The organism is Thermomonas sp. (assembly GCF_041905325.1).
GTDB lineage: Bacteria > Pseudomonadota > Gammaproteobacteria > Xanthomonadales > Xanthomonadaceae > Thermomonas.
Map to the genome: position 1 here is coordinate 182,801 of NZ_JAYRLK010000004.1, position 18,661 is coordinate 201,461.

Below are 18,661 nucleotides of genomic sequence, written 5' to 3' on the forward strand. Positions count from 1 at the left end.
CTGATTCCCGTTGCCTGCCCGATGGACCGCAAGCTGCTCGACATCCTCGTCTGCCCGCTCACCCGCCAGCCCCTGCAACTGCTGGACAGCGCCGGGCTGGAGGCACTCAACCGCGCGATCGCCACCGGTGGCGTGCTGCGCAATGACGGCAGCCCGCAACGCGAAGCCCTGCGCGAAGCCCTGCTGACCCGCGACCGCAAGACCGTCTACCGCATCGACGACGACATTCCGGTGCTGCTGGCCGAAGAAGCCCTGGCCACCGCGCAGGTTGAAGGTTACCCGGCGGCATGACCGCAGCATCCGCTGCCCTGCTGGATGCCGCCGTGGCCGCCAACGTGGCCGCCGCGCTGGCGGAAGACATCGGCACCGGCGATGCCACCGCCGCGCTGCTGGACGACGCCCCCGACAGCGCCCATTTGCTGTGCAAGGAAGACTGCGTGGTGGCGGGACGGCCGTGGTTCGACGCCTGCCATCGCGCGCTGGATCCCGGCGTGCGCATCGACTGGCGCTGCCGCGAAGGCGACCACGTCACCAAGGGCACGGTGATCGCCACCCTGTCCGGCCATCGACGCGCCCTGGTCAGCGCCGAGCGCGCTTCGCTGAACTTCCTGCAAACCCTGTCGGGCACCGCCACCGTCACCGCACAGTATGTGGATACCGTGCGCGGCACCGGCACGCGGATCCTGGATACCCGCAAGACCCTGCCCGGCTTGCGGGTGGCGCAGAAGTACGCCGTGCGCATGGGTGGTGGCGACAACCACCGGATGGCGCTGTTCGACGCGGTGATGCTGAAGGAAAACCATGTGCGCGCATTCGGTTCGGTGGTTGCCGCCATCGCCCGCGCCCGCGCGCTGCACCCGCAGCTGCCGCTGATCGTGGAAGTGGAGACGCTGGACGAACTGCGGCAAGCGCTGGAAAGCGGCTGCACCCGCGTGCTGATCGACGACTTCGATGCCGCCACTCGCCGCGAAGCGGTGCGGATTGCCAGAGCCCCCCCCTACTCCGGCCACATCCCGCTGGAAGTATCGGGCGGCGTGGACATGTCCAGCCTGCGCGCCATTGCCGAAGATGGCGTGGATTGCATTTCCATCGGAGCCCTGACCAAGCACGTGCATGCCATCGATTTCTCGTTGAAACTGGGGCCGCCGCCCTCATCTTGACCCGATGCCTACCCTGCTCATCCTGCTCATCGTTGGCGGTGCCGGTTTTTTCTTCTTCACCGCCGCGCGCGCGGCGGCCGAACGCGCCGCCGAGATCGGCCGCGATGCCTGCCAGGCCGCCGGCGTGCAGTGGCTGGATGAATCGGTGCACGCCACCGGCATGCGCCTGCGCCGCAGGGAGGACGGCTGGCTGGGCCTAGAGCGCAGCTTCCGCTTCGAATATTCCGAGGACGGACAAGGCCGCCACATCGGCAGAATCGTGCTGCTGGGCGAAAAACTGGTGGGTTTCAGCGGGCCCACGCGGGCAACACAGGCGGTAGTACGCAGCTTCCCGCAAGACTGAGCCGCGCACGCGCCGGCTACTTCACCACGCGCAGGTGGTTGCCGCGCTTGGGCGGCTCCGGCGCATCTTCCGGCGGCGGCGCATCCGCAGCCACGTCCGCAGTCGCGGGGGAGGTGGCCGGCACTTCCGGCATCGGTGCCGGCGTGGCAGCCGCAGCGTCCATCGGCAACGCCAGGCCTTGCCCGGTTTCGCGTGCATAGATCGCGATCACGGCCGCCATCGGCACCACCACGTTCTGGCTGACACCACCGAAGCGGGCGGAAAAACGGATGCCATCGTTGTCCATCCGCATGTGCCCGACGGCGCGGTCGGCGATGTTGAGCACCACCTGCCCATCCTTCACCGCATGCGCCGGCACGCGCACGCCGGGACTGCGCGCGTCCACCAGCAGGTGCGGGGTCATGCCGTTGTCGACGACCCATTCGTACAGCGCGCGCAACAGGTACGGGCGCTGGCTGGTCATCGACGGCGGGTCGGGCTCGGCCATCGTCAGAGCGACAACTCGCGCAGGTTCTTTTCCTGGTCGGTCAGGCTGCGCACGAAGCCGGGATTGCGGAAGATGCGGTTGCCGTATTCCTCGATCACCTTGCCGTCCTTCGGCAGCGGCACGCCCAGCGCGTCCAGACGCCAGATGATCGGTGCCATCGCGCAGTCGGCCAGGCTCATCTCCGGGTTGAGGAAGAACTTGTAGGCCTTGAACAGCGGCACTGACTGCGCCAGCAATTCCTTCAGGCGCTTGCGTCCGGCCTCGGCTTGCTGCTTGTTGCCGAGCTGGATCGCCTGCACCTGCGGCACCCAATCGTGCTCGATGCGCAGCATGGCCAGGCGCAGGCGCGCGCGGGCCAGTGGCTCCACCGGCATCAGCGGCGGGTGCGGGTAACGCTCATCCAGATATTCGCTGACCACGCTGGCGGCATACAGCACCAGGTCGCGCTCGACCAGGGTCGGTACCGAATGGTACGGATTGAGGTCGATGAGGTCTTCCGGGGGGTTTTGCGGATCGACCGCGATGAAATCGTAGGTAACGCCTTTGGCGGCCAACACCAGGCGGACGCGGTGGCAAACCACGTCATCGACAGCGGAAAACAGGGTCAAGGCGTTACGCATGCGCGGACTCACAGCCATCATCAGGACCACTCCCACGCCCGGCCGAAGCCAGACGCACCGGCGCCGCCCGCACGATGCGGGCGGCCGTCATGCTCCGTTCCCCTGCGGCGGGCGTCCGTGCCGTTGCCGCCGCGTCAGTGAACGTCCCGCCAGTACTCGCTCTTCAGCAGCCAGGCGATGAAAGAGAAAAACACCAAGAACAAAATCACCCACACACCCACGTTCTGGCGCTTGAGCGCCGCCGGCTCGCCGGCGTACTCCAGGAACGCGGTGATGTCGCGCACCGTCTTGTCGTATTGCTTGGCGTCCTGGGTGCCCGGCTGGCTGATGGTGAAACCTTCCACCGGCAGCTCGCCGGAAGCATCCTTCTTGCCGTAGACCGGCTGCTGCACGCCCTGCAGTTCCCACAGCGGGTTCGGCATCGAGGCGTTCGGGAACAACGTGTTGTTCCAGCCCACCGGGCGGCTTTCATCCAGATAGAAGGACTTCAGGTAGGTGTAGATCCAGTCGCTGCCGCGCACGCGGGCGATCACGCTGAGATCCGGCGGTGCCTTGCCGAAGGCATCCTTGGCCAGCTCCGGCGGCATCGCCGACAGCACGTGGTCGCCGATCTTGCCGCCGCTGAAATTGAGGTTGTCCATCACCTCGCTTTCGTTCAGGCCAAGATCCTCGCCGATGCGCGCGTAACGCACGTATTTGAGCGAGTGGCAACCGCTGCAGTAGTTCATGAACAAGGCGGCACCACGCTGCAGCGAGGCCTTGTCGTTGAGGTCGGTACCCGACTGTTGCAGATTGCCGCCCTCGTTGGCGAAGGCAGTGGCCGACAGCAGCAGGCCGGCGGCGAACACCGCCGCGCGGGACAGGAAGTTCTTAGTCATGCATCGTCACCCGTTCCGGCACCGGCTTGGTCTTGTCCAGCTTGGACCAGACCGGCATGGTGATGAAGAAAGCGAAATAGAGGAAGGTCAGCACGCGGCCGATGATGGCCTCGACCGGATCCGTGCCGGGACCGCCACCGATCTTGGCCAGCCAGACGAAACTGACCACGAACACGCCCAGCATCACCCAGCTGAGCAGGCCGCGGTAGCGGAACGACTTGACCGGGCTCTTGTCCAGCCACGGCACCAGGAACAGGCACACGATCGCGCCGAACATCACCAGCACGCCCCACAGCTTGATCCCGAAGAACGAGGGGATCACGCGCAGCATCGCGTAGTACGGCGTGAAGTACCACACCGGCTTGATGTGCGACGGCGTCACCAGCGGGTTGGCCTCGGTGAAGTTGTCGTGCTCCAGGAACAAGCCACCGAAGGTCGGCGCGAAGAAGATGATGAACGCGGCGATGGTGAGGAAGCAGCCGACGTAGAACAGGTCCTTCACCGTGTAATACGGGTGGAACGGGATGCCGTCGGCCGGGGCCTTGTCGGACCAGCGGTTGCCCTTCGGGCCCTTCTTGATTTCCACGCCATCGGGGTTGTTGGAACCCACTTCGTGCAGGGCGAAGATATGCAGCACCACCAGCAGCAACAGCACCAGCGGCATCGCGATGACGTGCAGCGCGAAGAAGCGGTTCAAGGTGGCGTCACCGGGATTGAAGTCGCCCATGATCCATTCGGTCAGGCCGCCGCCGATCACCGGGATCGCGCCGAACAGCGAGATGATGACCTTGGCGCCCCAGTAGGACATCTGGCCCCACGGCAGCACGTAGCCCATGAAGGCCTCGGCCATCAGCACCAGGTAGATCACCATGCCCAGCAACCACACCAGTTCGCGCGGCTTGCGGTAGCTGCCGTACATCAGCCCGCGGAACATGTGCAGGTAGATGACGATGAAGAACAGCGACGCGCCGGTACTGTGCATGTAGCGGATCAGCCAGCCCCACTCCACGTCGCGCATGATGTATTCGACCGAGCCGAAGGCTTCCGCCGCGCTCGGCTTGAACTGCATGGTCAGGAAGATGCCGGTGACGATCTGGTTGACCAGCACCACCATCGACAGCACGCCGAAGATGTACCAGATGTTGAAGTTCTTGGGCGCGTAGTACTCACTCATGTGCTTGCGGTACACCGGCATCATGCCGGGGGCGCGCTCGTTGACCCAGTCCATCACGCCAGTGGCGGCGTTGCAGGCGGTTTGCACGATCTTGTTCGCCATGGCTTACGCGGCTCCCTTCGGGTCGAGGCCGATCACCACGACGGTGTCGCCGTTCTCGAAATGGTAGGGCGGCACCGGCAGGTTCATCGGTGCCGGCTGTGCCTTCAGCACGCGCCCGGCGAGGTCGTAGCGCGACTTGTGGCAAGGGCAGAAGTAGCCGCCCTTCCAGTCCGGATCGAACGGCTCCGGCTTCACTTCCGGCTTGAACTCCGGGGCGCAACCCAGATGGGTGCAGACGCCGACCAGCACGGAGATCTCCGGCTTGATGGAACGCGTCTCATTCTTGGCATAGGACGGCTGGGAGGACGCATCCGACTTCGGATCGGCCACCATCGCGTCCATTTTCGGCAGGATGTCCAGCATCGCCTTGGAGCGCTTGGCGATGTAAATTGGCTGGCCGCGCCAATTCAGCACCAGTTGCTGGCCTTCCTGCAGGGCGCTGATGTCCTGCGACACCGGTGCGCCCGCGAAGCGCGCGCGCGCGCTGGGGCTCCAGGACTTGATGAACGGCACCGCCGCAAACCCGGCACCCACCGCCCCCACCACCGCGGTCGTCGCGGTGAGGAATCGGCGTCGCCCGGCGTTGACCTCTTCGTTGGCCATCCCGCACTCCGAAATTGGATTCTGTACACGAAACCACGGCCACCGGCACGGGCCGGCAAACCGCGAATGACACGCAAGTGTAACGGAAGCCTTAACGGGCCGACAATCCGCCCCGCATCGGCAAGGCCACCGGGTTGACCGCCCCCCGGTAGCGCTCCGCCAGAAGCGCCACCCGCTGCACGTACCGCTGGGTTTCACTGTAGGGCGGCACCCCGCCGTACTTGTCCACTGCACCCTCGCCGGCGTTGTAGCCGGCGGCCGCCAGCGTCAAGTTGCCGTTGAAACGCTTGAGCAGGAAGGCCAGGTACTGCACCCCACCGCGGATATTCTGGCCGGCATCGAATGCATCAGCCACCCCGAAACGACGCGCGGTGGCCGGCATCAGCTGCATCAACCCCTGCGCGCCCACCCGCGACAACGCATTGGGGTTGAAGGCCGATTCGGCATGGATGATGGCACGCACGACCGCCTCCTCCACCCCTGCGGCGCGGGCGGCGGCGCTGATTTCCGCCTGATAGGCCGCAGTGTTCAGGCGCAGGGAGCGGAAATCCAGCCCCGGCAGGACGCCGCAGGCGTAGCAGGTTTCCATGTAGCTGTACTGGATGGTGCGGATTGCGGCAGCCGGCATCCCGGCGGGGCGACGGCTGGTGTAGTTGCGCACGCCATCCTTGCCCATGTAGGCATAGACCTGCCCACGCACCAGCCGGGGGGTCACGGCCACCCGTGCCGGTGGCGGTGACGGCGGTTGCGGGGCCTGGCCTGCCGGCACCGTCACGGATGCCAACGCCGGTGCCGCCGGTGCCGCCGGTGCGGCGGTGGCCACCGGAGCCACCGCTACCGGGACGGCTGCGCGCGCAGCGTGCCGGCGGGCGCTGTAGCCACCGACCCGGCTGCACGCACGCCCGGCGGGCGGCTTGTTGGTATAGCTGGTGACCCCGTCACTGCCGGTGCAGCGATACACGCTGCCCGCCGCGGCTGGCCCCACCAGCGCAGACGCCAGCAGCAACAGGATGGTACCCCTCCCTTTCATGCGCCGCAGTTTTATCCGCAAACCCCTGTACTGGCAAGCCTTTTCCGTTCCCTTGCAGCCATCCGGCAGGGGTGGCAACCGTTAGAATGGCGGTTTTCCCCATCCCGGCCCGGACTCATCGCCGCGCCCCGGAGCCTGCCATGACCGATCTGCATCCCCTGCCTGCACCGCCAGCCACCCGCCCCACCCGCCCGGGCGCGAAGAAGTTCCACATCCAGACCCACGGCTGCCAGATGAACGAGTACGACTCGGCCCGCATGGCCGATCTGCTGGCCGTGCAGGAAGGAATGGAAATGACGGAAAACGCCGACGAAGCCGACGTGATCCTGATCAATACCTGCTCGATCCGCGAAAAAGCACAGGAAAAAGTATTCAGTCAGCTGGGCCGCTGGAAGGCCTTCAAGCAGGGGGGGCGCCCGGTCATCATCGGCGTGGCCGGTTGCGTGGCCTCGCAGGAAGGCGCGGCCATCCTCGACCGCGCGCCCTACGTGGACCTGGTGTTCGGCCCGCAGACCTTGCACCGCCTGCCGGAGCTGCTCCAGCAGCGCGCGATCAGCGGCCAGCCGCAGGTGGACATCAGCTTCCCGGAAATCGAGAAATTCGACCGCCTGCCCGAGCCGCGCGCGGAAGGCCCCACCGCCTTCGTCTCGATCATGGAAGGGTGCTCGAAATACTGCTCGTACTGCGTGGTGCCCTACACCCGTGGCGAGGAGATCAGTCGCCCGTTCGAGTCGGTGCTGACCGAAGTGGCCGAGCTGGCCGCGCAGGGTGTGCGCGAGGTCAACCTGCTGGGCCAGAACGTCAACGCTTACCGCGGCCCTCTGGGCGACAGCGGAGAGGTGGCCGATCTGGGCCTGCTGATCCGCGCGATTGCCGAAATCGACGGCATCGGCCGCATCCGCTTCACCACCTCGCACCCGCTGGAGTTCTCCGACTCGCTGATCGAGGCCTACCGCGACGTGCCCAAGCTGGCCAACTACCTGCACCTGCCGGTGCAGGCCGGCAGCGACCGCATCCTGAGCGCGATGAAGCGCGGCTACACCGCGCTGGAGTTCAAGCAGAAGATCCGCAAGCTGCGCGCGGTGCGGCCGGATATCTCGGTGTCGTCGGACTTCATCGTCGGCTTCCCCGGCGAAACCGAGGCGGATTTCGAGAAAACCATGCGCCTGATCGAAGACTTGGGCTTCGACCAGAGTTTTTCTTTCATCTATTCGCGCCGCCCCGGCACCCCCGCCGCCGACCTGGAAGACACCACCAGCAGCGAGGAGAAGCACGCGCGGCTGGACCGCCTGCAAAAACACATCAGCGCGCATGCCGCCACGATTTCACAGGCGATGGTGGGCAGCGTGCAGACCGTGCTGGTGGAAGGCCCGTCGCGCAAGGACCCGAACGAGCTGACCGGCAAGACCGAAAACATGCGCTCGGTGAATTTCCCCGCGCACCCGCGCCTGATCGGCCAGTTCGTCGAGGTGGAAATCACCGCTGCGCTGAGCAACTCACTGCGCGGGCGGGTGGTGACGGCGGATTGAGGGTTTTCTTCGCGGCAAGGATTCTCCTTGCCGCCCCCCCTGCCCCTTCCAACCTCTCCATTGAAGGGGGAGACGTTTCAAACCCCGCACATGCTGGCCGCAACGACGCGCAAGCCCTTCCCTTCATGGGGAGGCTTGGGTGGGGATGGGCTTGTCGTTCGGTCCGCCCGCTGCCTCGGCATCAGCGCGCCTCGAACACCGGCTTGCCGTCCACGTAGGTCGCCTTGACCGTCAGCGTGCGCAGCGCCGCATCCGGCACCGCCAGCGGGTCTTCGGCCAACACCACGAAGTCGGCGCGCTTGCCGGGGGCAAGGCTGCCGACGTCGTGCTCGGCGAAACCGGCATAGGCGGCCTCCAAGGTGAAGCCACGCAGCGCCTCGAACGCGGTCAGTTTCTCGTCCGGATACCAGCCGCCCACCGGCAGCCCCTTGCCATCGGCGCGCGTCACCGCCGCGTACAGGCCCAGGCGCGGATCCACCGATTCCACCGGGAAGTCCGAGCCCAGTGCCAGATGCGTGCCGGCATCGCGCAATTGCCGCCAGGCATACGCACCGACGATCCGCTGCGGCCCCACCCGGTCTTCCGCCCATGGCATGTCGCTGGTGGCGTGGGTGGGCTGCATGGAGGCGATGACGTGCATCCGGGCCAGCCGCGGCAGGTCTTCCGGCGCGAGGATCTGCGCGTGTTCGATGCGCCAGCGATGGTCGCCGTCCACGTCCTTGCCCAGCGCCTTGGCGTAGGTATCCAACGCGATGCGGTTGCCGCGATCGCCGATGGCATGCGTGGCCACCTGCACGCCACAACGCTTGGCCTTGGCCGCGGCGGCGGCCAATTCCTGCGGCGACATCAGCAGCAGGCCGCGGTTGCCGTGGTCGTCGCTGTAGTCGTCCAGCATCGCCGCGCCGCGACTGCCCAATGCGCCGTCGGCATAGAGCTTGACCGCACGCATCTGCAAACGCCCGGACGGGTGCCGATACAGGCCGTGCTGGCACAGCGACTCCAGCGCCTCCTTGTTGCCATCCGCCATCGCGTAGATGCGCAGCGGCAGCTGGCCACGGTCGGCCAGGCGCTGGTAGCGCTGCAATTCGGCCAGTGGAATACCGGCATCGTGGACGCCGGTCAGCCCATGCGCCACGGCAGCCCGCATCCCCAGTTGCAGGGCTTTCTCCGCCGTGGCTTCGTCGATCGCGGGACGGGCATTTTCGAGCAGCAGCATCGCGTTGTCGATGAAGAGGCCGGTGGGCTTGCCGGCTGCGTCCCGCTGGATGCTGCCGCCTTCCGGCTGCCACGTACCGGTCAGCGCACGCGGCACCGCGCGCATCGCCGCCGTGTTGGCCCAGCCGGCGTGGCCGTCGATGCGCGACAACCAGACCGGGCGCTCGGGAAACGCGGCATCGAGGTCGGCGGCGGTGGGGAACGCCTGCTCCGGCCAGTCGTTCTGGTCCCAGCCACGCCCGATCAGCCATTCGCCCGGCCTCAGGTCCTTTTCCTTCGCCCGCAACCGCTCCAGGATCTCGGCCTTGCTGGCGGTGTCCACCAGGTCGGCGGTCAGCATCGCCAGGCCCAATCCCGACATGTGGCCATGCGCGTCGATCAACCCCGGCACCACGGTGGCATTGCCCACGTCCAGCCGCCGCGCCTGCGGGTAGCGCGCCAGCAGCGTGGCCGCATCACCCAGCGCCAGCACGGTACCGTCGTCGCCATAGGCCATCGCGGTGGCCTGCGGCCGCGCGGCATCCATGGTGTGGATGCGATGTGCGCTGAGCACGGTGACATTGGCCGCCAGCAACGTCAGCGGCAGCAAGGTCAACAGCAAGGCACTGGCGGTTCGACGCATCGGCATGGCTCCAGGGCAGGACGCCCCACGATGCGCCAGCCACGCCGGCCAGGCAAGTCAGCGCACGTCCTGCCGTGGCAGCGGCGCGCGCATCGCGCTACCCTTCGCGGCCTATGCAGCACCACGACTTCACCCTCGAACCCGACGATCTGGAACGCCTGGCCAACCTGTGCGGCCCGTTCGACGCCCACCTGCGCCTGATCGAACTGCGGCTGGGCGTGGAAATCGCCAATCGCGGCTGCGTGTTCCGGATCAGCGCCGACGATGCCGATGCGCTGGCGCGGGCCGACATGTTCCTGCGCCAGCTCTACGCCGACGCCGATAGCGAGCCGCTGGACGAGCACGCCGTGCACCTGCGGCTGGGCGCGTTCGCGGGCGACGACCACGCGCCCGCCACGCCCATCGGGCAGATGCCGGCGGACATCGCGGTGCGGGTCAAGCGCGGCACCTTGCGCGGGCGCGGCGCCAACCAGCGCAGGTATCTGCAGGAAATCGCCAATCACGACATCAACTTCGGCGTCGGCCCGGCCGGCACCGGCAAGACCTTCCTTGCCGTGGCGATGGCGGTGGATGCGCTCAACCAGTCGCGCGTGCAGCGCCTGATCCTGGTGCGGCCGGCGGTGGAAGCCGGCGAGAAGCTGGGCTTCCTGCCCGGCGACCTGACCCAGAAGGTCGACCCCTACCTGCGCCCGCTGTACGACGCCCTCTACGAAATGCTGGGCGTGGACAAGGTGGCGCGGCTGCTGGAACGCAACGTCATCGAGATCGCGCCGCTGGCCTACATGCGCGGCCGCACGTTGAACGATGCCTTCGTGATCCTCGACGAGGCGCAGAACACCAGCATCGAACAGATGAAAATGTTCCTGACCCGGCTGGGCTTCGGCAGTACCGCGGTCATCACCGGCGACCTGACCCAGATCGATTTGCCCAAGCACCAGAAATCCGGCCTCAAGGACGCGGTGGAGGTGCTGCGCGGGGTGGACGGCGTGAGCTTCACCTTCTTCGAGGCCCGCGACGTGGTGCGACACCCGCTGGTGGCGCGGATCGTCAATGCCTACGAAGCGCGGGACGCCGCCAACGGACAGGCGTAGGATGCCGCCATGACCAAGGGCCCGGTGCGTCTTGATGTTGCTGTTGGCTATGCCTTGCCGCGTGCGGGCATTCCGGCGGCGGCCAGCTTCCGCAAGTGGGCGGCGACGGCCTTGCAGGGCCGCATTCGCGAAGCGGACCTGGCCATCCGCATCGTCGATGCCGAGGAAGGCCGCGCACTGAACCGCCACTATCGCGGCAAGGATTACGCCACCAACGTGCTCAGCTTTCCCGCCGAGATTCCACCGGGCCTGCCCAAGGGCGTGAAATTGCCGCTCCTGGGGGACCTCGTGATTTGCGCGCCGGTGGTTGCACGCGAAGCGCAAGAGCAAGGCAAGCCGCTCAACGCCCACTACGCGCACCTGACCGTGCATGGCTGCCTGCACCTGCTGGGGCTGGACCACGAGGATCCGCGCGAGGCCGATGCGATGGAGCAACTGGAACGCGAGATCCTCGCCGGACTGGGCCTGCCGGATCCTTACGCGGCAGGTTGAAGGCTACTGCGCCGGCGGCGCCAGATCCTGCGCCCGCAACAGCGCCACGAACCGCGGGTCGTCCGCATAGCGCGCCACGAAGGGCATGTAGCGGATTTCCGCCAATCCGGGGTCGTGGGCGCGGCGCGCCACCTCCAGCCAGTGGAACAGCGCCTCGCGGTCGCCGCGCTGGGCATGCACCCCGGCGATCTGGGTGGGCGCGTCATTGGCGTGCTCGCGGATCAAGGCCTGCAATTCGACCTCGGAGCGGGCGCGGTCGCCATCGGCCCAATACGCCATCGCCAGCGCGTAGTGACGCCACAGTGCCTGCGGCTCCTGCACCGCCATCGCCACCGCGTCGCGGGTGCGGTTCTGCTGGAACAACACCATCGCCAGGAACGCACGCACCAGCGGCATCGACGGTTCCAGCGCCAACGCCTCGCGCAACTCGTGTTCGGCCTGCGGGTAGTCGGCCAAGCCCAGGTACACGCTGCCCAGGCTGTAGTGCGTCGGTGCCGACAGCGGATTGACCTGCAACACCTGGCGCAAGCTCGCGGCCGCCGCGTCCAGTTCCCCGAAGCCGATCTGCCGCAACGCCAGCAGGTTCAGCAAACCGGGCTCGCCCGGGTGTTGTGCCAAGGCCCGGCGCAGCACCTCGCGCGATGCCACCGGATCGTGGGCGATCTCGGCCAGCCAGATGGCTTGCGCGCGTTGCGCTTCCGTGCTGCCCGGTGCCAACCGCAACGCGGTCGCCGCATCGCGCCGGGCCAGTTCCGCCTGCGTGCGGCCATCGCCCTCGTCCAACGGGAACTGCACGACCTGGCGGATACGCGCCTGCGCCAGCCGCGCATGCGCATGGGCGTAGCCGGGGTCCAGCTCCAGCGCATGCTGGTAGGCCAGCACCGCAGCGCGGATGCTGAAGACATCGCCGCCTGCCGCATCGGCATCGCCTTGCAACAGGGCCTGGTAGGCATCGGGATTGCCGCTTGGCGGCCGGTCATCCTGCCCGCCGCGCGGCACCGGGCCGGCACGCAGCGCCGTCGCCAGTGCCCGCACCGCTTCATCTTGGAGGGCGAACAACTCGCGCCCCACGCGTTCGTAGTGGTGCTGCCACAGGGTGGCGCCGTCGCTGGCCTGCAACAGCTCCAGGTCCAGCCGCAACCGGCCGTCGGGGCGTTGCAGCGCGCCGCGCAGCACGTGGGTGGCCCCCAGGCGCGTGCCGATCACGCTGTTGAGCTCACTGGAACCACGAAAACGGAACGACGACTCCGGGCTGATGACGACGATGCCCGGCACGCGCGCCAACGCCCGGGCCAGATGCTGCGCCATGCCATCGTTGAACGCCCGTGCATCCGGGTCGTCGCCGGAATCCGCCAGTGGCAGCACCGCCACCACCACGGCAGTGGCCGGTACTGCGGCCGAAGCGGCCACGGCCGCCTGCACCGCCGGCTGCGACGGCTTCGAACAGGCCGCTGCCAACGCCAACAGGCACGCCACCGCCCACCAAGCCACGCGCCTGCCCCTTGTTCCAACCCCTGCCGTCATGCCCCATGCCGCCCCTGTCGCCCAGTCGACCACCACAACGGCAAAACCCGCTGCGGCGGGACATGCCCCGTTCACTGCCCAACCCGCAGGGATTCGCTAGACTGCGCGCTGTTGCAGCCCACGAAGATCGCACGCCCCATGTCCGAGGACGACAGTCGGCACACCACCGACAACGACGAAAAGCACCCCGAGAAATCGCACCGCTCCTGGTTGGACCGCATCAGCGCGGCGCTGTCCGGCGAACCCGACAGCCGCGAGGAACTGGTCGAACTGCTGCGCGATGTGCAGGCCGACGGCGTGATCGGCGCCGACACCCTGCGGATGATGGAAGGCGCGATCAACATCGCCGAAATGACCGTGGGCGACGTGATGGTGGCGCGTGCGCAGATGGTGGCCCTGCCCGCCGACGGCAAGCTGCTGGAGCTGATGAAGCAGGTGGTGGAATCCGGCCATTCGCGCTTCCCGGTGCACGGCGAGGACAAGGACGAGATCCTGGGCATCCTGCTGGCGAAAGACCTGCTGCGCGGGGTGGTGGCGGACAATGCCGCCGCCAGCATCCATGAGCTGCTGCGGCCAGCGGTGCTGATCCCGGAATCGAAGAACCTCAACGTGCTGCTGCGCGAGTTCCGGCAGTCGCGCAACCACATGGCCATCGTGATCGACGAGTACGGCGGCGTGGCGGGCCTGGTCACCATCGAGGACGTGCTGGAACAGATCGTCGGCGAGATCGACGACGAACACGACGATGCGGCTGATGCGGGCGTACTGATCGCGGCGCAGGCCGACGGCCAGTTCGTGGTCGACGCGCTCACGCCGATCTCCGACTTCAATGCGCGTTTCGGCGCATCGTTCCCCGATGACGAGTACGACACCATCGGCGGGCTGGTCACCGCCGCCATCGGCCACCTGCCGGAGGCCGGCGAAGAGCTGACCCTGGAGCGCTTCGCCTTCCGTGTCGCGCGCGCCGATGCGCGCCGCCTGCTGGCCCTGCACGTGAGCGTGCATGGAGGGGAATGAGGTGCTGCGCCGTCTCTTGTTGACGCCGCTGCTGGCACTGTTGGCGGGACTGGTGCAGGCGCAGGGACCGGCGCAGCCGCCGGCCGCCGCCGCGCCGCGCATCGGCGTGTTGACGATGGGGCCGGGCGAGATCTTCTGGGAGCGTTTCGGCCACGACGCGATCGTGGTCGCCGACCCCGCGCAGCGCGGCCCGATCAGCTACAACTTCGGCTATTTCGACCTCGACGAACCCGGCTTCGTCAGGCGCTTCGCCAAGGGCGAGATGCGTTACATGCTGGTGGCGCTGCCGCTGGCCGACGACCTGGCCTATTACCGCGACGTGGGACGTGGTGCCCGCCTGCAATGGCTGGACCTCGACCCCGCGCAGGCACGCCGGTTGGCTGCCGCACTGGCCACCAACGCCCGCCCTGAAAACGCCCGCTACCGCTACGATTATTTCACCGACAACTGCACCACCCGCGTGCGCGATGCCCTCGATCGCGCATTGGATGGGCAACTCCGGCGCCAGATGCAGGCGCGTTCCAGCGGCGACAGCTGGCGCAGCGAAACCTTGCGGCTGGCCTCGCCCGCGCCGTGGCTGTGGCTGGGCTTCGACATCGCGCTGGGGCCGGCGGCCGATCGCCCGCTGACGCGCTGGCAGCAAGACTTCCTGCCGCGCCGGCTGGCCGACGACCTGCGTGATGTGCGCCACCCCGATGGTCGCCCGTTGGTGGTCGCGGAACTGGAGTTGCTGCCGCAACGGCAGGCAGCGGAGCCGGCCGAACAGGCGCAGCCGCTGTGGCCATGGTTGCTGAGCGGGACATTGGCGGGGCTGGCGTTGCTGGCAACCGGCCGGCGCCGCCCACGCACCGGCGCGACCCTGGCCAGTCTGTTGTGGTTGGTCTGTGGCACGCTGGGCACCGTGTTGGCGTTGGCCTGGGCCGCCACCGAGCACCACGCACTGTGGGCCAACCGCAACCTGCTGCTGTTCAACCCGTTGTGCCTGCTGCTGCTGCCGGGCGGCTGGGCGCTGCTGCGCGGGCGACTGCCCTCGGCGCGCTTCCGCGCAGTGTTGCTGGCGGTGGCGGTGCTGGCCGGGCTGGCCTGTCTGCCGCTATGGCTGCAGGTGCTGCCGCAACGCAACGGCCACTGGATCGCCCTGCTGCTGCCGCTGCATGCCGCCTGCGCCCGCCTGTGGGCCAGACTCCCGCCCGGCGTCACCGTGAAGCCCGCCTCCTGACGACGCGGGCGTGGCCCCCGGGCCACCGGGGCCTGGCCGCATCCACACGCGTCGGCGTCAGCCGCCGCGCACCAGCCAGAGCGCCACCAGTCCCAGCATCAGCACCACGCCACCGATGCGACGGACTTGCTCATCGCTCAACTGCAACATCTGCTCGACGGTGCGTTTCCACGCGGCGGGGGCGGCGAACAGCAACAGCCCCTCGAAGACCACCACCAGGCACAGCGCCGACCACAGATCCGACATCGGTCAGTGGTCGCTGCGCAGGTATTGCAGGAAGGGATCGTTGCGCTCCAGCACGATCACGCCGTCATTGCCGGAAAACGCCTTTCGGTAGGCCTCCAGGCTGCGCTGGAAGGCGTAGAAGGACGGGTCGCGGTTGGCCGCATCGGCATAGATGCGCGCGGCTTCGGCATCGCCTTCGCCGCGCAGCTTCTGCGCGTCGCGCTCGGCTTCGGCCAGGATCACCTGCTGGTCGCGGTCGGCGCCGGCGCGGATCTCGTTGGCCTGCTCCTCGCCTTCCGCGCGCAAGCGGCTGGCCACCTGCTGGCGCTGGGCGCGCATGCGGTTGTAGACGTCGTCGATGACGCGGCTGTCGGTGGGCAGGTCGAGCTGCTTGATGCGCAGGTCGAGGATGCGCACGCCCAGTGTCGCCGCACCGCGATTGATCACGCTGAGCTGGCTCTTGACGATCTCGGTGCGGTCGCCCGACACCGCCTGTTGCAGGGTGCGGGCGTTGATTTCGTTGCGCAGCGCATCCTTGATGATCGGCGCCAGACGCGCCACCGCGGCGCTTTCGTCGCCGCCGGTGGCGCGATAGAAGGCGCGGGCGTCTTCAATCTGGCCCACCGCGAAGAAGTCCACGCTGACGTCCTTGCGCTCGGAGGTCAGGTAGCGCTCCGGCTCGGCCGGCAGCACCTGCAGGCGACGGTCGAACACCCGCGCGCTTTCCACCAACGGCCATTTGAAATGCAGGCCCGGTTGCAGGTTGACCCGCGACACCCGGCCCAGGTTCAGGACGATGGCGGTATGGCCTTCGTTGACCACGAACACCGAACCCATCAACAAGACCAGCGCGGCCACCACGGCCGCCATCCATGCAGGGAATCTCATCGCACCACCTCCTCGCGTCCGGCCGGGCGGCCACTGCGGCCCGGGCGTGCCGGATCTTCCGCAGCGGTGTTGGCCTGCACCGGCGGCGACACCAACTCCGGCAACACCGCCGGGGCCGGGGCCGGGGCCGCTGGCTGCGCACTGCCGGCCATCGGCACGTAGATCAACTGGCGGCCATCGCCACCGACCACCTTGCGGTTACGCGCCAGCACGTCCTGCACGGTTTCCAGCCACAGGCGCTTGCGGGTGACATCCGGGGCACCCTTGTACTGCGCCACCAGCAGGCTGAAGCGCTCGGCATCACCGGTGGCACGGGCAATCTCGGCGGTCTTGTAGCCTTCCGCCACGGTGCGCACGCGCGCCGCCTGGCCGCGGGCCTCGGGCACCACCTTGGCGGCGTAGGCGCGGGATTCGGAAATCAGCCGCTCCTTGTCCTGCTGGGCACTGTTGACGTCGTCGAACGCCGGCTTCACCTGCTGCGGCGGGCGCGCGTCGGGCAGGTTCAGTTCGGTGACCACCAAGCCGGTACGGTAAGCCTCCAGCGATTTCTGCAGGCGCTCGCGCGCCGACACCGCGAGCTGTTCGCGCGCGCCCAGCACGGTATCGAGATCGGAACGACCCACCTGCTCGCGCACGGTACTCAGCGCGGCCTGCTTCAGCACTTCATCGCCATTGCGGGTGCCGAACAGGTAGAGCTGGGGATCGGCAACCTTGTACTGCACGTTGACCGCCACATCGACGATGTTTTCGTCGCGGGTCAGCACCGGCACGCGGTCTTCGTAATTCTTGATCTGGGTGGCGTTGACCTTGGTGATGCTCTCGATCGGCCACGGCAGCTTGAAGTTCGGGCCGGGCTGCATGAGCCTGTCGAACTTGCCGAAGCGCAGCACCACGCCGCGCTGCTGTTCGGCCACCAGCACGAAGCAGTTGAAGGCCAGCCACAACGCCAGCACCAGCCACAACCAGCGCAGCGGGTTGCCGCCACCGAGATCGGGCAGCTTGTCCAGCACGCGCCCCCAACCGTTGCCGGTGGATTTGCCGGCGCCACCGGGCCGGTTCCAGGCCATCCAGGCCGCTTTGGGCCCGCGCGGGCCGCTGTCTTGTGTGGTCATGTGTCGGATTCTACGGGAAGCAACGGTGCGCTGGCCGCCAACAGGGCGCGTAGCGGCGCACCATCCGCCTGCGCCGCCAGCCGCGTGGCATCGGAGACGGGCAGATCCACCTGCACCTGCCAGCCATCGGCATCATGGGTTTCATCACGGACCGCACCCAGTGCGTGCAGGCGCGCGCGCAAGCGGCCGGCATCGGTGAGCAACTGGATCAGGCCGGTGATGCGCTGCAAGCCCAGGCGTTCGCACAAGGCGTCGCGCAGCAAACCCAGGCCGTTGCCATCACGGGCCGACAACCACACCGCACTGGCGGCGTGTTCGCGTCGGTCGATGCGCGGGCTGGCCCCTTCGATGCGGTCGATCTTGTTGAATACCAGCAACTGCGGGATGTCGCCAGCATCGATGTCGTGCAGTACCGCGTCCACCTGCGCCATGCGCTCGTCGCGCAGCGGGTCGTCGGCGTCGACCACGTGCAGCAGCAGGTCGGCCTCGCGCGCCTCGCTCAACGTGGAACGGAACGCGGCCACCAGTTCGTGCGGCAGGTCGCGGACGAAGCCCACGGTGTCGGCCAACACCACGCCTCCGCCGGGCAACGTGATCCGGCGCACGGTGGGGTCCAGCGTGGCGAACAATTGATCGGCGGCGTAGGCGTCGGCGCCGGTCAATGCATTGAACAGGGTGGACTTGCCGGCGTTGGTGTAGCCCACCAAGGCAACACGCGGAAGTTCGCTGCGCACCCGCGCGCGGCGCATCTGGGTGTGCTGCACTTCCACTTTTTCCAGGCGCTTTTGCAGCATCTCGACGCGCTTTTGCAGCAGCCGGCGGTCGGTTTCCAACTGGGTTTCGCCGGGGCCGCGCAGGCCGATGGCGCCGCCGCGCTGGCGCTCCAGGTGGGTCCAGCCACGCACCAGCCGGGTGGCCATGTGGCGCAGCTGCGCCAGTTCCACCTGCAACTTGCCTTCGTGGCTGCGCGCGCGCTGGGCGAAGATGTCCAGGATCAGCCCGGTGCGATCCACCACCCGGCGTTCCAGCGCTTTTTCAAGATTGCGTTCCTGGATGGGGCTGAGGGCGTGGTTGACCAATACCAGGTCGGCACCGACGGCATCGCAGGCGGCCTTCACTTCGTCCAGCTTGCCACTGCCGATCAGGATGGACGGGTTGGGTTTGTCGATCCGCGCCAGCACGGTGGCGGCCACGCGGGCACCAGCCGAACGCGCCAGTTCCGCGAATTCGTCCAGCACGCCTTCGGCCGGCGGGCCGTAGGCGTGGGGTTGGATCAGCAGCGCGTTTTCACCGCCGCGCGAACGTTCGAACAATTGGGTGGGCATCGGCT

The 18,661-nt window shown here is 67.7% G+C and carries 20 protein-coding genes; 8 read left to right on the plus strand and 12 right to left on the minus strand.

Annotated elements, in window-relative coordinates; genetic code table 11:
* Positions 1-21 precede the first annotated feature (21 nt).
* Genes ACE3OK_RS06300 through ACE3OK_RS06310 form a run of 3 tightly spaced genes read left to right on the plus strand, consistent with a single transcriptional unit; the run spans position 22 to position 1,503 of the window.
* A complete protein-coding gene (locus tag ACE3OK_RS06300) occupies positions 22-291 on the plus strand; it encodes a Trm112 family protein (RefSeq protein ID WP_374248698.1) in 270 nt (89 codons plus the stop codon).
* Complete coding sequence (gene nadC / locus ACE3OK_RS06305; RefSeq protein ID WP_374248699.1) at positions 288-1,160, plus strand: carboxylating nicotinate-nucleotide diphosphorylase; 873 nt, start codon at positions 288-290, stop codon at positions 1,158-1,160. Before ACE3OK_RS06300 ends, nadC begins: the two co-directional genes overlap by 4 nt.
* Positions 1,161-1,164: 4 nt before the next feature.
* Positions 1,165-1,503 carry a DUF3301 domain-containing protein gene (locus ACE3OK_RS06310; protein ID WP_374248700.1) on the plus strand — a complete coding sequence of 113 codons (339 nt, stop codon included), beginning with the start codon at positions 1,165-1,167 and terminating at the stop codon, positions 1,501-1,503.
* Between the two features lie 16 nt (positions 1,504-1,519).
* On the opposite strand, the gene ACE3OK_RS06315 is transcribed toward ACE3OK_RS06310, so the two are convergent.
* The 6 genes from ACE3OK_RS06315 to ACE3OK_RS06340 form a co-directional block, all read right to left on the minus strand.
* A complete protein-coding gene (locus ACE3OK_RS06315; RefSeq protein WP_374248701.1) occupies positions 1,520-1,990 on the minus strand; it encodes a ClpXP protease specificity-enhancing factor in 471 nt (156 codons plus the stop codon).
* A gap of 2 nt (positions 1,991-1,992) precedes the next feature.
* Positions 1,993-2,628 (minus strand): glutathione S-transferase N-terminal domain-containing protein, encoded by a 636-nt coding sequence (locus ACE3OK_RS06320; protein ID WP_374248803.1) that lies wholly within the window; start codon positions 2,626-2,628, stop codon positions 1,993-1,995.
* 116 nt (positions 2,629-2,744) lie between these two features.
* On the minus strand, positions 2,745-3,488 hold the full coding sequence (locus tag ACE3OK_RS06325; protein WP_374248702.1) for a cytochrome c1: 744 nt from the start codon (positions 3,486-3,488) through the stop codon (positions 2,745-2,747).
* Positions 3,481-4,764 (minus strand): cytochrome bc complex cytochrome b subunit, encoded by a 1,284-nt coding sequence (locus tag ACE3OK_RS06330; RefSeq protein ID WP_374248703.1) that lies wholly within the window; start codon positions 4,762-4,764, stop codon positions 3,481-3,483. Before ACE3OK_RS06330 ends, ACE3OK_RS06325 begins: the two co-directional genes overlap by 8 nt.
* Before the next feature lie 3 nt (positions 4,765-4,767).
* On the minus strand, positions 4,768-5,367 hold the full coding sequence (gene petA / locus ACE3OK_RS06335; RefSeq protein ID WP_374248704.1) for a ubiquinol-cytochrome c reductase iron-sulfur subunit: 600 nt from the start codon (positions 5,365-5,367) through the stop codon (positions 4,768-4,770).
* A gap of 91 nt (positions 5,368-5,458) precedes the next feature.
* On the minus strand, positions 5,459-6,397 hold the full coding sequence (locus ACE3OK_RS06340; protein WP_374248705.1) for a transglycosylase SLT domain-containing protein: 939 nt from the start codon (positions 6,395-6,397) through the stop codon (positions 5,459-5,461).
* 140 nt (positions 6,398-6,537) lie between these two features.
* On the opposite strand from ACE3OK_RS06340, the gene miaB reads away from it, so the two are divergent.
* Entirely contained in the window at positions 6,538-7,926 is a 1,389-nt protein-coding gene (gene miaB / locus ACE3OK_RS06345) for a tRNA (N6-isopentenyl adenosine(37)-C2)-methylthiotransferase MiaB (RefSeq protein ID WP_374248706.1), read from the plus strand.
* A gap of 181 nt (positions 7,927-8,107) precedes the next feature.
* On the opposite strand, the gene ACE3OK_RS06350 is transcribed toward miaB, so the two are convergent.
* Entirely contained in the window at positions 8,108-9,763 is a 1,656-nt protein-coding gene (locus tag ACE3OK_RS06350; RefSeq protein ID WP_374248707.1) for an amidohydrolase, read from the minus strand.
* Between the two features lie 113 nt (positions 9,764-9,876).
* On the opposite strand from ACE3OK_RS06350, the gene ACE3OK_RS06355 reads away from it, so the two are divergent.
* The gene (locus tag ACE3OK_RS06355) at positions 9,877-10,854 is read left to right on the plus strand and encodes a PhoH family protein (RefSeq protein WP_374248708.1); all 978 of its coding nucleotides are present in this window, start codon (positions 9,877-9,879) and stop codon (positions 10,852-10,854) included.
* Between the two features lie 9 nt (positions 10,855-10,863).
* Complete coding sequence (gene ybeY, locus ACE3OK_RS06360; protein ID WP_374248709.1) at positions 10,864-11,346, plus strand: rRNA maturation RNase YbeY; 483 nt, start codon at positions 10,864-10,866, stop codon at positions 11,344-11,346.
* A gap of 3 nt (positions 11,347-11,349) precedes the next feature.
* Here the strand turns inward: ybeY and ACE3OK_RS06365 are convergent, their stop codons facing one another.
* Positions 11,350-12,837: a hypothetical protein gene (locus tag ACE3OK_RS06365; RefSeq protein WP_374248710.1), complete on the minus strand. Its 1,488-nt coding sequence runs from the start codon at positions 12,835-12,837 to the stop codon at positions 11,350-11,352.
* A 171-nt stretch (positions 12,838-13,008) separates the two neighbouring features.
* Here ACE3OK_RS06365 and ACE3OK_RS06370 point away from each other — a divergent pair, with 171 nt between their 5' ends.
* Both ACE3OK_RS06370 and ACE3OK_RS06375 read left to right on the plus strand, forming a co-directional pair.
* The gene (locus ACE3OK_RS06370) at positions 13,009-13,887 is read left to right on the plus strand and encodes an HlyC/CorC family transporter (RefSeq protein ID WP_374248711.1); all 879 of its coding nucleotides are present in this window, start codon (positions 13,009-13,011) and stop codon (positions 13,885-13,887) included.
* A complete protein-coding gene (locus tag ACE3OK_RS06375) occupies positions 13,874-15,106 on the plus strand; it encodes a DUF4105 domain-containing protein (RefSeq protein ID WP_374248712.1) in 1,233 nt (410 codons plus the stop codon). Before ACE3OK_RS06370 ends, ACE3OK_RS06375 begins: the two co-directional genes overlap by 14 nt.
* Before the next feature lie 57 nt (positions 15,107-15,163).
* Here the strand turns inward: ACE3OK_RS06375 and ACE3OK_RS06380 are convergent, their stop codons facing one another.
* From ACE3OK_RS06380 to hflX, 4 genes are read right to left on the minus strand one after another with little or no spacing between them, the layout of a single operon-like run.
* The gene (locus tag ACE3OK_RS06380) at positions 15,164-15,352 is read right to left on the minus strand and encodes a DUF2065 domain-containing protein (protein ID WP_374248713.1); all 189 of its coding nucleotides are present in this window, start codon (positions 15,350-15,352) and stop codon (positions 15,164-15,166) included.
* A 3-nt stretch (positions 15,353-15,355) separates the two neighbouring features.
* Entirely contained in the window at positions 15,356-16,219 is an 864-nt protein-coding gene (gene hflC, locus ACE3OK_RS06385) for a protease modulator HflC (protein WP_374248714.1), read from the minus strand.
* Positions 16,216-17,286 carry an FtsH protease activity modulator HflK gene (gene hflK / locus ACE3OK_RS06390; protein ID WP_374248804.1) on the minus strand — a complete coding sequence of 357 codons (1,071 nt, stop codon included), beginning with the start codon at positions 17,284-17,286 and terminating at the stop codon, positions 16,216-16,218. The genes hflC and hflK overlap by 4 nt, the downstream gene beginning before the upstream one ends.
* Before the next feature lie 41 nt (positions 17,287-17,327).
* The gene (gene hflX / locus ACE3OK_RS06395) at positions 17,328-18,644 is read right to left on the minus strand and encodes a ribosome rescue GTPase HflX (protein WP_374248805.1); all 1,317 of its coding nucleotides are present in this window, start codon (positions 18,642-18,644) and stop codon (positions 17,328-17,330) included.
* Positions 18,645-18,661 lie beyond the last annotated feature (17 nt).